15 protein-coding genes, 1 tRNA gene and 1 pseudogene are annotated in these 14,329 nt (G+C 35.3%); 8 read left to right on the top strand and 9 right to left on the bottom strand.

All coding sequences use genetic code 11. The annotated features are described in order from the left end of the window. Positions 1-34: 34 nt before the first annotated feature. From ACZIX2_RS13850 to ACZIX2_RS13870, 5 genes and pseudogenes are all read right to left on the bottom strand, one after another. Positions 35-115, bottom strand: a tRNA-Tyr gene (locus ACZIX2_RS13850). Positions 116-296: 181 nt separating this feature from the next. Next, positions 297-683: pseudogene (locus ACZIX2_RS13855) on the bottom strand (TlpA family protein disulfide reductase); the annotation flags it as partial. Positions 684-701: 18 nt separating this feature from the next. Next, on the bottom strand, positions 702-1,457 hold the full coding sequence (locus ACZIX2_RS13860; protein WP_463340693.1) for a DUF4369 domain-containing protein: 756 nt from the start codon (positions 1,455-1,457) through the stop codon (positions 702-704). Positions 1,458-1,626: 169 nt separating this feature from the next. Continuing rightward, entirely contained in the window at positions 1,627-2,067 is a 441-nt protein-coding gene (locus ACZIX2_RS13865; RefSeq protein WP_463340694.1) for a KTSC domain-containing protein, read from the bottom strand. A gap of 139 nt (positions 2,068-2,206) precedes the next feature. Beyond that, complete coding sequence (locus tag ACZIX2_RS13870; protein WP_463340695.1) at positions 2,207-2,452, bottom strand: hypothetical protein; 246 nt, start codon at positions 2,450-2,452, stop codon at positions 2,207-2,209. 86 nt (positions 2,453-2,538) lie between these two features. On the opposite strand from ACZIX2_RS13870, the gene ACZIX2_RS13875 reads away from it, so the two are divergent. The 7 genes from ACZIX2_RS13875 to ACZIX2_RS13905 all read left to right on the top strand — a co-directional run bounded on the left by ACZIX2_RS13875 (position 2,539) and on the right by ACZIX2_RS13905 (position 7,850). Further along, positions 2,539-3,081: a hypothetical protein gene (locus ACZIX2_RS13875; protein ID WP_463340696.1), complete on the top strand. Its 543-nt coding sequence runs from the start codon at positions 2,539-2,541 to the stop codon at positions 3,079-3,081. Beyond that, positions 3,081-3,230, top strand: a complete 150-nt coding sequence (locus tag ACZIX2_RS13880; protein WP_463340697.1) for a hypothetical protein — start codon at positions 3,081-3,083, stop codon at positions 3,228-3,230. The genes ACZIX2_RS13875 and ACZIX2_RS13880 overlap by 1 nt, the downstream gene beginning before the upstream one ends. Before the next feature lie 5 nt (positions 3,231-3,235). Then, positions 3,236-3,463, top strand: a complete 228-nt coding sequence (locus ACZIX2_RS13885; RefSeq protein ID WP_463340698.1) for a hypothetical protein — start codon at positions 3,236-3,238, stop codon at positions 3,461-3,463. Further along, a complete protein-coding gene (locus ACZIX2_RS13890) occupies positions 3,453-3,839 on the top strand; it encodes a YchJ family protein (RefSeq protein ID WP_463340699.1) in 387 nt (128 codons plus the stop codon). The genes ACZIX2_RS13885 and ACZIX2_RS13890 overlap by 11 nt, the downstream gene beginning before the upstream one ends. Positions 3,840-3,884: 45 nt before the next feature. After that, complete coding sequence (locus ACZIX2_RS13895; protein WP_463340700.1) at positions 3,885-4,679, top strand: META domain-containing protein; 795 nt, start codon at positions 3,885-3,887, stop codon at positions 4,677-4,679. A gap of 176 nt (positions 4,680-4,855) precedes the next feature. Further along, positions 4,856-5,974 (top strand): vWA domain-containing protein, encoded by a 1,119-nt coding sequence (locus ACZIX2_RS13900; RefSeq protein WP_463340701.1) that lies wholly within the window; start codon positions 4,856-4,858, stop codon positions 5,972-5,974. Positions 5,975-6,386: 412 nt separating this feature from the next. Then, positions 6,387-7,850 carry a magnesium chelatase gene (locus tag ACZIX2_RS13905; RefSeq protein ID WP_463340702.1) on the top strand — a complete coding sequence of 488 codons (1,464 nt, stop codon included), beginning with the start codon at positions 6,387-6,389 and terminating at the stop codon, positions 7,848-7,850. Between the two features lie 37 nt (positions 7,851-7,887). Here ACZIX2_RS13905 and ACZIX2_RS13910 read toward each other — a convergent pair whose 3' ends face one another. Beyond that, positions 7,888-10,341: an AsmA family protein gene (locus tag ACZIX2_RS13910; RefSeq protein WP_463340703.1), complete on the bottom strand. Its 2,454-nt coding sequence runs from the start codon at positions 10,339-10,341 to the stop codon at positions 7,888-7,890. A gap of 67 nt (positions 10,342-10,408) precedes the next feature. On the opposite strand from ACZIX2_RS13910, the gene ACZIX2_RS13915 reads away from it, so the two are divergent. Continuing rightward, positions 10,409-11,353: an EamA family transporter gene (locus ACZIX2_RS13915; RefSeq protein ID WP_463340704.1), complete on the top strand. Its 945-nt coding sequence runs from the start codon at positions 10,409-10,411 to the stop codon at positions 11,351-11,353. A 258-nt stretch (positions 11,354-11,611) separates the two neighbouring features. Here the strand turns inward: ACZIX2_RS13915 and ACZIX2_RS13920 are convergent, their stop codons facing one another. From ACZIX2_RS13920 to ACZIX2_RS13930, 3 genes are all read right to left on the bottom strand, one after another. Beyond that, entirely contained in the window at positions 11,612-12,163 is a 552-nt protein-coding gene (locus ACZIX2_RS13920; RefSeq protein ID WP_463340705.1) for a cupin domain-containing protein, read from the bottom strand. A 71-nt stretch (positions 12,164-12,234) separates the two neighbouring features. Further along, positions 12,235-13,068 carry a helix-turn-helix domain-containing protein gene (locus ACZIX2_RS13925; protein WP_463340706.1) on the bottom strand — a complete coding sequence of 278 codons (834 nt, stop codon included), beginning with the start codon at positions 13,066-13,068 and terminating at the stop codon, positions 12,235-12,237. Between the two features lie 179 nt (positions 13,069-13,247). Next, complete coding sequence (locus ACZIX2_RS13930) at positions 13,248-14,255, bottom strand: PQQ-binding-like beta-propeller repeat protein (RefSeq protein WP_463340707.1); 1,008 nt, start codon at positions 14,253-14,255, stop codon at positions 13,248-13,250. Positions 14,256-14,329: the final 74 nt, after the last annotated feature.

Consider the following 14,329-nt stretch of genomic DNA (forward strand, 5'->3'; position numbering starts at 1 on the left):
AAAAAAAGTCCCGATTTACATCGGGACTTTTTTGTGGGAAGAGCAGGATTCGAACCTGCGAAGGTTACCCAACGGATTTACAGTCCGTCCTCGTTGGCCGCTTGAGTATCTTCCCAAGGTAGAGCAAGACTGGCTTGCTGCGCTAACCGGGTGCAAATATAAGAACACTTTTGAGCTTTCCAAACAAAAAAGAGACTTAATTTTTGATTATTTTTTAATGTATTGGAAGTGAGTACTATAAAAATCAAAAAAAAATCTCCCATGAAGGGAGATTTTTTTAAATGCTCTAAATTTCGCTATTTAGATAGTAATTCTTTTACTTTAGCTTTTAAAGCTTCGCCGCTCAATCCTTGTGCGACTAACTTTCCTGAAGCGTCAAATACAAAGGTAGCAGGAATTGATTCTACTTTGTATTGTTGTGCGATGGGTTCGTCCCAAAACTTCAAGTTAGAAACTTGAGTCCAAGTTAATTTATCTTTTGCAATAGCTTCTTTCCAGGCTTTTGCTGATTTGTCTAAAGAGACACCAACAATGTTTAGTCCTTTAGCGTGAAATTCTTTGTAAAGAGCTACCATTTTAGGGTTTTCTTTACGACACGGAGCACACCAAGAAGCCCAGAAGTCTACAATAGTTACTTTACCAAGACTTTCTTTTAAAGAAACTAGTTTTCCTTGTGGATTGGGTGCTGAAAAATCAGCTCTTCATTTCGCTGAACCTGGTGCTGCTGGTGTAGCAGAGGCACCTACGGTAGGAGCTTTAATTTGAGTTATGCGTGATTTAGCCGCTTTACCTGGTTTAGTGTTTTTTAATGATTCGTCTAAGCTTTCGAATATTTTTTCTGCTTTTTTCACATCAGCAGAAGGATCGTTCAACATACCTTGCGCAATTAACACAGAAATAAATGATTTTGGATGTGTTTCAGCATAGCTAATGTATTTGTCTTTAGAAGCCTTGTTTACTTCTTGTTGAATAGTCATGAACTCTCTCATTAAGCTATTGATAACTGCAGTATCTTTTTTAGCTTGGGCTTCATTCATTTTTTGAGTATTCGCTTTTTGAAAATCAATCGCTTTCTTTTGAACTACTTCCATGTCTTTGTTGAAAGCCATGTACTCATCGTTGTTGTAAGTTCCTGAAATTTTAGATTTTTGAAGGGTATCTTTGTTGATTACAATTTCAATAGATCCGTTTTCTAGAATGAATGGCAATTTCCCTTCGATTCCCTCAACGGTTAATAAGTGAAATGCAGGTTCTGTAGCTTTACCTTCCATTTCAAATTTACCATTGGTCACTTTAACAGTGTCAATGGCTACTGTCATTTGCATTTCGTTTTGAGATTCTAAAATAATAGATTTTCCATCAGCAATTCCTTTGGCAGTACCACTAATAGTGTAAGAGTCTTTGTTGCAAGAAAACAAGGCAACAGAAGCTGATAATAATAAAATGACTTTTTTCATTTTTTAAGTTTTGTTATTTAATTGATTGCAAAAATATTTAAATTTATAAATTACACACACTAATGTAGCCTAATTTTTTGATTTGTACTTTCTTTTTTAAGGAAGTTTTATGAATAAAAAGAAAAAAGCACTCTAAACGAGTGCTTTATATAGTGTTTTTTTAATGCAATTAATCTTGGTTTATGGTTTTTCTCCAAGCATAAGCATTAAAAATATGTCTTTTGGCATATCTACTAGGAGAATCTGCGTTGACCATTTTTACATAAGTTGCTTTTGGTACGCTAAGGTATTCGTATACACTTCCGTTAGAAAAGTTTACAGTCAATCTAGCATCTTCATATTTGTAATCTGTAATGGTACAAGATTTAACTGTTTCATTATATTCTGGTAAGTTGGCTTTGATTGTTTCAGGATTGATACTTACCAAAAAATGATACGCTTCAATAATTTCTTTACTTCTTTCTTCAGCGGCTTTTAATCCTTCTTCATCGCCTTGAAATTTATCAGGATGCGCATCTTTCATCGCATTGCGATAAATAGTTTTTAATTCTTTTAGTTCTACAGTTTTGTCTACATTAAGCAGCTTACGGTATTCTACGATTTTTTTCATAAATAAGGTAACTTATTGAATTTTAAGGTCAAATGATGAAATGTGATTCAAAATCGACAAATTTTTTGCAAAGGTACACTTTTTTTTATGTTTTCAATTTCACGTTCTAAAAAAATCAAAAAACAGCTTCAAAAACCTATTATTGTTCTGGTTTTAAATTGGCTTTGTCGAAGTTACGCGATTTCTTTGGATACTTGTCGTAACTTTTATCGCTTGGGTTTTCAATAACAGATTTTATGGTAATGACGTCTCCTAATTGAAACTGTTGTGCCATTTTATAATCGATTAAATAGTTTCCACAAAAGAAATTTTTATCCTCATCTTGCTCCAATATTCCGGTGTAAATGCCTTTTTTCAGCATTTTGCTTGGGATTTCTTTGTTCATATTTTTACATTTAGTTAAACGTGCAAAATTAGTTAATTCCTTCATGGGGTTCACATTTTTTTTTAATTCTACTTACCTTTGTTCTTATGAATACCAATTTTAGACCCGCCCCCCAATCCTTTAAAAATACGTTTTGTGTTTTTCACGAAGTAACAATGGACCATATAGCCCAACTTGAAGTACAATATCATAGTGCCTCTGGCAGTAAGTATTATTATACTGCACAAGGTATGTATCGTTTGTCTAATCATTGGGGACGATTTGCCAATAGCAAATGGCGGTTACTGCCTTTGGCTCCGGCTACTGGTTCCAAATACAAATTAGGTTTTGCTCAATGGGAGCATTTTTATCCGGATAATGCCGAAGAAAAACTATATTATATAGCAGCCGATTATTCGAATCGAACGGTCAATTATGAGCATAAAAATAATCCTAGCTACGATCAAAAAGCGGTGCTTCGAACGAGTTTAGAAACCACCAAAAAGATCAAACAAATTCGGAATTTATTTGAATTGACCAATTGGGCTAAGTATTTTGATTATGATGACCTAGACGAGTTAAGGAAAAAAATAATTGAGGAACTTATCTACACTGAACGTACTTTAGAGGATATAAAACGAAGCATCTAATGGGAAGAAACAACGCAAGAAACATAAAGTTGCACAACGACAAACTGCACAAAGCCCAAGATAAGGCCAAGAAAGCCGCTATGGAGCGCAAGGAGAAATTAAAAGAAATTGTAAAAAAGTTTAATGCAGATCAAGCGTCTAAAAAATGAATAATATGAGCCAGAATCCCTATGACCAATTGAAAATACAAGTGCAAGAAATCATCGATTTGATGGCACAAAAACAAAACCGCGAAGCCAATAATAAACTAACCGAAGTCAGCGAAGCTTTGGACGAACTATTAGATCATTCTGAAGATGATGCCGATTTGATCGAAATCAGTAAATATCAAGTGTTGTTGAATCAGTTGTTTCAGAAAATCAACCCAGAAGATGCAGAATAATTCTTGTCCTTGTGGCTCAGGAATAGCCTTTGTGGAATGTTGTGCAAAGTACATTTTAGGGTACGAAACCGCACCAACCGCTTTGGCTTTGATGCGTTCTCGATACAGTGCTTATGTGGTTAAAAATGTGGACTATTTAATAGCGACTACGCACCAAAGCACGAGAAATCTATTTTCTAAAGAGGATATTTTGCGCTGGGCAAACGAAAACCAATGGCAAAAATTAGAGATTGTTTCTTATGAGGAAACTATCGTTGAATTTAAAGCTTATTTTGTTGGCCCAGATGGCAATGCTTACATTCATCACGAACGTTCTGCTTTTGAGTATGTGAACGGATTTTGGTTTTATAGAGACGGTGTTTTTTTTGAGACTTAGTAGTTTTTTTACTAAATTTAAGGGTTGGTTTTAAAACAGAAAGTTATGTATAAATGTAGTGTATTACTCTTTTTTATATCCTTGTTTTTAAGTTGTAAAGCCCCAATTACCACTATAGCGGTAACGTTAGCTAAAGAGCAACCAACCCAATTATATCAAGACCAAAAAGAGAATTTAGAGCAAGGAATTTATTTTCGAGCGATGGGAAACGAACCTGAGTGGAGCTTGAAAATTAGTGCTACACAGATTGCATTTAGTTCATTATTGCCCGATTTTAAGTCATTTACTGCGCCGCATATTGATCCTGTAAGAGCAATGGATGCCAATGTAAAATCCTATCGATTGACTACGTCTACTGGAACGGCAATCATCACTATAGAACAACAAAAATGCACCAATACAATGTCTGGTCAAGAATTCCCTTATACGGTTCGAGTTGAAATGACAAACAATTCTAAAAGTTCCAATACTTTTTCGGGTTGTGGATATTATATTATAGATCCCAAATTACACGACATATGGGCACTCGAAAAAATGAATGGGGAGCATTTGTCTTCGTTAAAGTTTCCGAAGGAAATCCCTTATCTGGAAATCAATAGTAACACAGGAACATTTATGGGGTTTGCAGGTTGCAATCGTATGAATGGAACGGTTTTCTTTGAAAAAGGCATTTTACGTTTCACCAATATAAGTACAACAGAAATGGCTTGTGAACCTATTACTAGAGAGAGCGAACTGTTGCATTCTTTAAAAAGTAGTACCACTTATCGGATTGAGAATATGCGCTTACTACTTACCAATTCTTCGGGTATTGAGTTGGTATTTAAAAAGGTAGATTGATTTGTTTTTGATTTCTTGCTTTTAACTAAAAATTAGTATTCGTTCTATGAACAACCCCACTCAAATGCTGTACTTTTAATTAGCAATGAAGAGTGATGGGATGTTATGTGCACAAGAAGCGATTTGCTACTCTTTAGTTAAAACTATATTTTCATAATCCAATTTTGTTGTTTGCGATGAAAAACCAAAACCGTGCTGGATTTTATTTTAAGACCTACGAAGCGCCATTTCAGTCGCCGTTTGATCGATTGTTCCCTATTTTTAAAGAATTAATTACGCATACTTCGGGCGATTTTGACGAGGCAATTGCTTGGCTGCGTGAATTGGACAAGGAATATAAATTGACCGATGCCAGTTATACTATCGATGATTTCATTGAAGATTTAAAGAAAAAAGGGTATATCCGTGAGGAATTGAAAGATGATGGCACCCCAGGAACGGGTATTACGGCCAAAACCGAACGCGCGATCCGTCAGCAAGCGTTGGATACCATTTTTGGTACGATGAAACGCTCGGGGAATGGCAATCACAAAACGAAACATAGCGGAAATGGTGATGAACATACAGGTGAGTTTCGAGAGTTTCATTTTGGTGACAGCCTAGAACGTATTTCGCTGACCGAAAGTTTGCGCAATGCCCAAATCAATAACGGGGTAGCCGATTTTAAACTCACGGAAAACGACTTGGTGGTCGAGGACACCCAATACAAAGCCCAAATGAGTACGGTTTTGATGATTGACATTAGCCACAGTATGATTTTGTACGGCGAAGACCGCATCACGCCTGCCAAAAAAGTAGCGATGGCTTTGGCCGAATTGATTACAACACGTTATCCAAAAGATACTTTGGATATTTTGGTTTTTGGAAATGATGCTTGGACGATTGCTATTAAGGATTTGCCGTATCTAAAAGTCGGACCTTATCATACTAATACTGTTGCTGGTTTACAATTGGCCATGGATTTACTCCGAAGAAAACGCAACACCAACAAGCAAATTTTTATGATTACCGACGGGAAGCCAAGTTGCGTGCGGGAGAAAGATGGCTCGTATTATATGAATAGTAATGGCTTAGATCAATATATTGTAGACAAATGTTATACTCAGGCGCAACAAGCTAGAAAATTACATATTCCCATCACCACGTTTATGATTGCCAATGATCCGTATTTGCAAAAATTCGTGACCTATTTTACCGAAGCCAATCAAGGAAAAGCCTTTTATACGGGTTTGAAAGGATTGGGTGAAATGATTTTTGAGGATTATGAAGCGAATCGAAAGAAGCGGATTAAGTAGGGAGTGTTCAGAAGGCAGAAGGAAGTGTTCAGAAAGAAGATTATAGAAGTCAGAATATAGAAATCAGAAAATAGAAGTCAGAAAATAGAAGTCAGAATATAGAAGACAGAATATAGAAGTCAGAATATAGAAGTCAGAATATAGAAGTCAGAATATAGAAGTCAGAAAAATAGAAATTAGTAAAAGAGAAGCAAAACAGTAAACCATAACGATTTTTTTGTTTTTACTTCTCTCCTCTTGAAATCGAAGATTCAACGACTACCATAAAAAATATACTCTTGGAGTTAGAGGGGGTGGGGGTGTGTTTTTTAGGAAGCAATTTTAAGAAAGAAGTTAAAATATATAATTTAAGGCATTCAATACCAATTGAGAAGTTTACTTAATGACCTCAGAAAAGTAATAATTACTACATATGAAAATAGATAATAGTACCACTTTAGGCGCATTAAAACAATCGGGTTATCAGCCAAGAACGATTAAAGAAGAATTGCGCGATAATTTGAGGAAGAAATTACAAGCGGGTATTCCGACTTTTGAAGGGGTACACGGATTTGAACATTCGGTGATTCCAGAGTTGGAACGCGCTATTTTGTCGAAACACAATATCAATTTGTTAGGGCTTCGCGGTCAAGCGAAAACGCGTTTGGCTAGAAAAATGGTCGAATTATTGGATGAGTACATTCCATTTGTGGCAGGTTCTGAGATTAATGATGATCCTTTCCGCCCAATCTCTCGTTACGCCAAGGATTTGATTGCCGAATTAGGCGATGCTACACCCATAGATTGGTTGCCAAGAAGCGAACGTTTTTATGAAAAATTAGCGACGCCCGATGTAACAGTAGCCGATTTGATTGGGGATGTCGATCCTATCAAGGCAGCGAATCTAAAATTGTCGTATGCGGATGATCGTGTGATTCATTTTGGTATGATTCCCAGAGCGAATCGCTGTATTTTCGTCATCAATGAGTTGCCCGATTTACAAGCTCGTATTCAGGTAGCGTTGTTTAATATTTTGCAAGAAGGCGATATTCAAATTAGAGGTTATAAATTACGAATGGCTTTGGATATGCAGTTTGTTTTTACCGCCAATCCAGAAGATTACACCAATCGTGGTAGTATCGTTACACCTTTGAAAGACCGTATTGGCTCTCAAATTTTAACGCATTACCCAGAAACTATTGCCATTGCTCGTACCATTACGCAGCAAGAAGCCAAACTCGAAAGCAGTCAGACCGATGTGGTGTATGTTCCTGCTTTGGCCAAAGATTTGTTGGAACAAATTAGCTTTGAAGCGCGAGATAGCGATTTTATTGATCCAAAAAGTGGTGTGAGTGCTAGAATGAGCATCACGGCCTACGAAAATCTGATTAGTACGGCTGAACGACGTGCTTTAAAAGCAGGAGAAAGCACAACAACAGTGCGTTTGTCTGATTTTATGGGCGTGATTCCAGCCATAACCGGAAAAGTAGAATTGGTTTATGAAGGGGAACAAGAAGGCGCTGCGGTGGTCGCCCAACATTTGATTAATGATGCGATTCGTACCTTTTTTCCAGGCTATTTTCCTAAGATCGAAAAATTGGAAAAACAAGGAGAAAAAACGGCTTATACCGATACTTTAGAATGGTTTTTTGCCGAAAGTGGTTTCGAATTATTGGATGATGCCACGAATTCAGAGTATCAAACTATTTTGGATAGTGTGACACCATTAGAAGTCATTATCAAAAAATACCAACCACAATTGCCTAAAGAAGATTACTATTTTATGAAAGAATTCTTGTTGTGGGGGTTGGCTGCCCATAAAAAGTTGAGCAAAGATCGGTTTTCAGAAGGCTATCAGTTCAAGGATCCGTTTGGGAGTTACATCAGTAAATTATAATTTGAAAAGGGTTTAGTTCAATGCTAAACCCTTTTATTTATTGCAGTTTTTCGTTTTTCCCTCTCAGTTTAATTTTGATATTTCCTTTTTCGTCATCTATAGCTTGTAAATGAATTGTGATGCCTTTTTTTCGATTTTCCTTTAATATTTTTTTACTGGTAATGCCTTTGTCTTTTTGGGGATCTCTTAAGTGAATGTCTACTTGCAAATCAGTATTTCCAGTAAAACCATAAAATCCTGTCATATCCAAGTTAATAACAGAACTATTTACGGGAGTTGGCTTTAGTTCAGCTATTCCATTTTTAAGAGTCAGATTGATGAGTAAGGGTTCAATTTTAACACGATCAAAGTTTCGGAAAGGGAAAGCATATTTACCAATTTTTTTTAGGGGATCAAATTGAATTAACTCACCTCTGTTCAATTGTAAGTTGAGATTTCCAATTGCAGATTTTTGGATAAAATCCCCTTTGGAAGTAAATGCGCCTGAAAGTGTACTGGATAAATTCATTTTTCCCTCAATATTTTTATGTGTTATGGTAGTTGAACCAAAATTGTTAAAGGCGTATAGTACTTCTTGAATATCTACATTTTTCAGTTGTATGTTGGTTGTGAATGGATTGACTTTGTTTTGATGTGAAATGCTTCCTTTTATGCTTAATGCACCATTGCCAAATTGAACTGAAGCTTCTTTTAAAGAAATACTATCATTGGCAACTCTAATTTTTGCAATTGCATTTTTTGCTTTAAATTTTTTGTAAATCAATTCTTCTGCTACTAAACCAATACTTCCTTTTGATTGATGTAAGGTGCTAAATAAGTCTTGATCTAGAGTCGATGCCATACTTTTTTTTGAAGTATTGGTGTTGTTACTGGTTGGTTTATTAGGGCTTTCCCCTGAATAAAAATCATCTACGGTTAGTTTTTTGGCTTTGGCTTTCCAATAAATAAAAATCTTTTGAGGATCATTATAATATAAATTCATGAAATTATCCGAATAACCGTTCATGGTCACAGCACTGTTTTTGGTATTGATTATTATAGAATTTACTTTTAATTGTTTGGGTGTAAATTCCAAATCAACAGTAGTATTATGAAATTTTGTATTGCTTGGAACGTACGTATAATCAGCATGATCAAAATTGACAACTCCTATGAGATAAGGTTTTTTCATCTCTAAATCAATCACATCGGCTTTGAATAGTACTTGAATAGCGGCCTTTCCTTTGCTAAATTTAAAATATTCTTTCAATGGAGTTGCATTCAATTGTTTTAGATCAAAACGAGTTTCTAAATAACCAGAAGCTATAGGTTTTTCAAAATTTAAGATCATCATTTTTTTGGTCTTGAAAGGAATGGTATTTGTTTTTCCTCTAAAATCATGTAATAAAACAGCCGAATTTTGATCACCAGTCGCTTTATTTTTATTATATCGATTGGTGAATTCACCCATAAAATAACAGTCGGTTACTTTGTGTTTAAAATAGGAAAGCTCGTTGTTTTTCATATGTGTAATGACGTGGATGTAGGGATCACCTTCCACATTAAAGTCTCCATCAATATCACATTGCACATCAAATTTTTGGGATAATTTAAATGTTTTGAGCTTACTACTAATGTTGTTCGAAAGTAATGAATAGGCAGATTGCCACGCAATATTTGGATTGATGATAGTAATTAAATATTTGGAGTGGTTTTTTGAAACCCCAAAATTTGAATGAATCTGAAAAACATCTTCTCCAATTGCTAGGGCTTCGCTATCTACTGCTATTGTACCATCAGATTTTTGGTGGACAATTTTTAATTCACCTTTGATAATTTTGTCTTTTGCAAAACTCCCATATCGGGTATTAAATGCCATACTTTTTGCATGAGTTTCTAAGTGAACATTTCCTTCCCATCCGGAGAAAGTTGAAGCTCCATTCAGTTTTAGTTTGATTATTTCGAAATCAAATTTTTTGTATTTGGATTGATTTTCTGAAATAAAATGTACATTTTTCAAACTAACTTTTTTCAATTCAAGTGATAACATGCCTGAGGATGACTCTTTTTTGGTTTTTTTTGAACTTGAAAAAATAGAAGTATTACTATATCCATCTTTGTCTACATAAAGATCTATGCTAGCATCGTTGATACTGATATTATCCAGTTTTATTTTTTTTAAAAAAATAGCCCAAGGTTGAATTTCGGCATAAATCGAAGGGGCTTGCAACAACGTTCTTTTATGTTGTACCCACAAACTATCTTTGATGCTGACTTCTTTTATGGCAATGGTCACGTTGGGAAATCCACGAAAAAAAAGTACTTCTAGGTCGCCAATTTTTACTTCCCCTTTACAATTTTTATTGGCTATTTCTCTAACTTCTTGTAACAGTTTGTCGTGATGAGTGCCCACATACCAACCCAAAATACTATATATACTTATCAAAACGAATACGATGATAAGAAAAAAATTACCTATTTTTTTACCCAAAGGCAACCATTTTTTAGTCATAAATGAAAGGTTTTTTAGGTTACAAGTACTTCGTTTTTAATCAAATATAGTCAACATAAATCACTTTATGAACAAAAGCGTAAACAATGCTATGCTTTGCAGAAAGAAAACCCCCTCAGAATTTGTATTTTTGGTCAATAAACTCATCCTTATGCTCTTTTTAATTCTAAGTATCGTTTGTAGTGTTACCGTGGGCGTCCTTTTCAAGTGGTTCAGAAACCACCCAGCGTTCAACAGTAAAGCCATCATTGCGACCAATTATGCCATTGCCCTCTTGCTGTGCTACTTTTGTTTTCCGCCTGAATTTAGCAGGCTAGTTGTGCAAGCGCCTTGGCCGTTGTATCTCGCTCTCGGACTCTTGTTGCCGGGTGTTTTTCTATTGCTTTCACAGTCCATTCAGCATATCGGTATTGTCAAAACCGATGCCGCACAGCGCTTGTCGTTGTTTATTCCGTTACTAGCGTCTTGGTTGCTTTTTGGGGAGCAATTCAGCACACTCAAAGTGTTGGCTTTCGGGGTAGGATTTCCAGCCTTGCTGCTTATTTTGTCCAAGCCCACCGCCAATAGCAATTCCAATTGGGGTTATCCTGCGATGGTGTTGCTGGGTTTTGGAGTCATCGATATATTGTTCAAACAAATCGCTTTGCAAACCCAACTGCCATTTACCAGCTCGCTTTTGGTCATTTTTGCGTTGGCTTTGGTGATGATGAGTGGAGTAGTGGGCTACGAAATTTTCATCCAACGCCAAAAAATTGAAGGTATCAATGCCCTTTGGGGAATAGCAGTAGGCGTTTTCAATTTTGGAAACATCTATTTTTACCTCAAAGCACACCAAGCCTTTTCCGAAAATCCGTCCACTGTTTTTGCAGGAATGAATATGGGCGTCATCGTGTTGGGCAGTCTCATTGGCGTGCTGGTTTTTAAAGAAAAACTATCCCAAAAGAACTATTTGGGGATTTTCTTGGCGTTATGTGCCATTATTCTCCTTACGTATGCTCAATTAAATGCGTAATCTTTTCTGGGAGCACCACTTCCTTGCGCACCACACGAGTCGTCCCGCTTTCCGCTACAATCTCTTATGCCGAACCCCGGCACAAGAGGATTTTCGCTACAATCGGGGCTAGGCTAGTACGTTTTGTTTTCATAAAAAAACAGCAGCATCGTTTTAAGAATACTCCTGTTTTGTAATTTATGTTGCAAAAGGATAATTAATTAAGAGTAGAGACTCGTTGTTTACTAGCACCAAAAGATAAACGCTTTTTTTTTTAAATCAATAAGCTAATGGAGGTCCAACAATTTTCATATCGTGTTCTTCAAAAATTTTAGCAGCTATCTCTGGTTTTGGTTGTTCAGTGAGGTTGCCAATTGTTCTAAAAAAATCCTCCATTTTTCCAGAAGGTTGAAAAAAGAAAATCATTTTCCCCGTGGAAGATATTTGGGCAAAAGTATGAGGTACATTGCGCGGCAAGAAAATAGTATCTCCTGTTTGGAGTTGATAGCGTTCCGAACCAACTTGAAACAGATAGTCACCACTTACAATAAAGAAAATCTCATCTTGATGGGGATGAATATGCAATGGCGGTCCTCCTTTTTCATTTCCAATGTACTCAAACACACTAAGGGCACCCTCGGTATCTTTGGAGGAAATCTTGATATTATTGGGACTACTGCCGTTGATGAGGGTTTTTTCCTCAAATCTACTTTGGTTGGCTTTTACAACAAAGCCTTTTGGGGTTCTTGTTGGTGGATTAGGCAATTTATGCCCTAGAGCCAATAATGGAATGGTAGCGGCTGATGCGGTAATAAAGTTTCTTCGTTTCATAGGCTTTTGTTGTTGGTTACTCTACAAATTTGCTATGAAATTTTAGCAACAAATGGTAAAAAAACGACATTTTAATAGGTATCCGCTTCACCAAATTTCCGCTCAGGAGAATTCAAATCCAATAAATGAAATGCAGTAGGGGTGTGGTGGGTCAATTCTTTGTAATCTTTGGCCAAATGTTGGTAATCATAGTAACCACATTGTAGCGCAATGGTAAGCCAATCGTAGTGGGGATATTTGTTTTTCATTCGGAAAGTACTTTCAAAACGAATGATTTTGCTAAAATATTTTGGAGAAACTCCCATGCGTTCTACAAACTTTCGTTCAAATTGACGTGGACTCAAACAAGAAGCTTGCGCTTGTGAATCGATACTGAAATTTTGCGTCGCGCTCAATAAAGAATTGCAAACCATATCCAATCGATGCGCCTCTTTTTTGGAGTTTTGTACTTGTCTCCATAAAAAAGATTCAATTATTGATTTCATCTGAACATAATCTTTGGCCTGATGCAATTGTTCGTTGATGTTCTTTATTTCTTTTGGAAAGATGGTCTCTGCATCAATGTAAGAATTGGTTAACTCATAAGAAGGAATGCCAGTGATTCTGAATAAAGCTCCAGGACGAAAAACGATTTGAAACACCAAAAAATCATTGCCCACGTAACGATTCGTAATCTCACTTTGTTGTCCGATAAGCACGCTTTTTAAATTACTAATCTTAGTAACGCTCTTGGTGTAAGAAACTGTTTCGGTGTCTTTGGGATAAAAGCTCAAACAGTGTTCGGCTCTTGGTGGATAAGCCTTAAAAGGTAGCGTTGCCTTTGAATCAAATACAAAATGTACTATCCGATAGACCCGAATGAATTCTTGCAAGGCAACGGAAGGTTGTAATTCAAATAAGGCCATACATTACTTTTTTAGAAAAGTAAAGGTACAAAATCATTGTTTTGAATTGTTAAATTGTTGTAAATGAGGTTTTTTTGGTGATTTTTTTGAACCCAATCGCTCGAATATGTATAAATGTTTTTTATCATAGAATGCGGAGCGGGAAACCCAAATACAAGATATAATCAGGAATACTTTTTTCATTCTTTTTCGAAGATGTATAAACTTTTATCAGAACAATGCACATACATTCTATTTTCAGATACCTTAAAATCTAAAGCACCTATATCATATATTTCTTTATCAGGATTTAATGCGTGTAACCAGATTAATTCATCTGTTTTTAAATCAATAATTCCGATATAAGATCCCTGTCTATAATCACTTGCAATAAAATAAAACATTTCATCTTCTGATATTTTAAAACTATTCCAGCTTATACTTAAATTATCTGTTTCTAAATACTTTGAGTAATCTTTTTTTAAAACTGTTTGCGTTTCTAAATCCAATATTTCTACCACTTTATCTCCTGCAATTGCAATTTTATTACTAAATAGGGTAAGATTGCCAGCAAATCCTTTGTGTTTTTTTTCTATTTTTCCTGTTTCTACATCTATACACACAGTAACAGTGTTCAAATGTCTGTTGTTTTCAAATAGAGAAAAATAGATTTTACCATTATGTACAACTATATTACCATTCTGAAAAATAAAGTCATCTCCTTGCTCTGCCTCCAATAATTCTGAAAATGAATGTTGCCAGAGAATTTCATTGTTTTTCAGTTTATAATAAAAAATTGTGTTGCTTAGTATCTTTACATAATAATTGTTAATAAATAAACTAGGAAATTTCCCTAAATTATTATACTCTTCCACTTTATTTAAATCATTATCATACTTGCAGATATTACGATTGGAGCCAAGAATGTAAATATTATCTTTGTCTATAAAACTTTTCAAAAGAATTTCATTCTCTAATAATTTATTATCTTTATTTACTATAAAAATACTCTCTCTCTTTTCTTCTTCTTTTGGCTGTATTAATATGTTATTGCAAAATTTTCTCATATGAAATACTCCAATATCCACTTTATTTATTGTGTTAAAATTCTCGTTATAATTAAGAATTTCTTTGCTATTTCCTATGTAGATATGCCCATCTAAAATTTCAAATACTTCCACATTATCTATTAATTTAATTGCAATCATCTTACTTAAAAATTAAATTGTACCATTCATTATTTGTTTCTAGGAATTCCAACATTTCATTGACATTAGTAATG

The organism is Flavobacterium riviphilum, assembly GCF_055231795.1.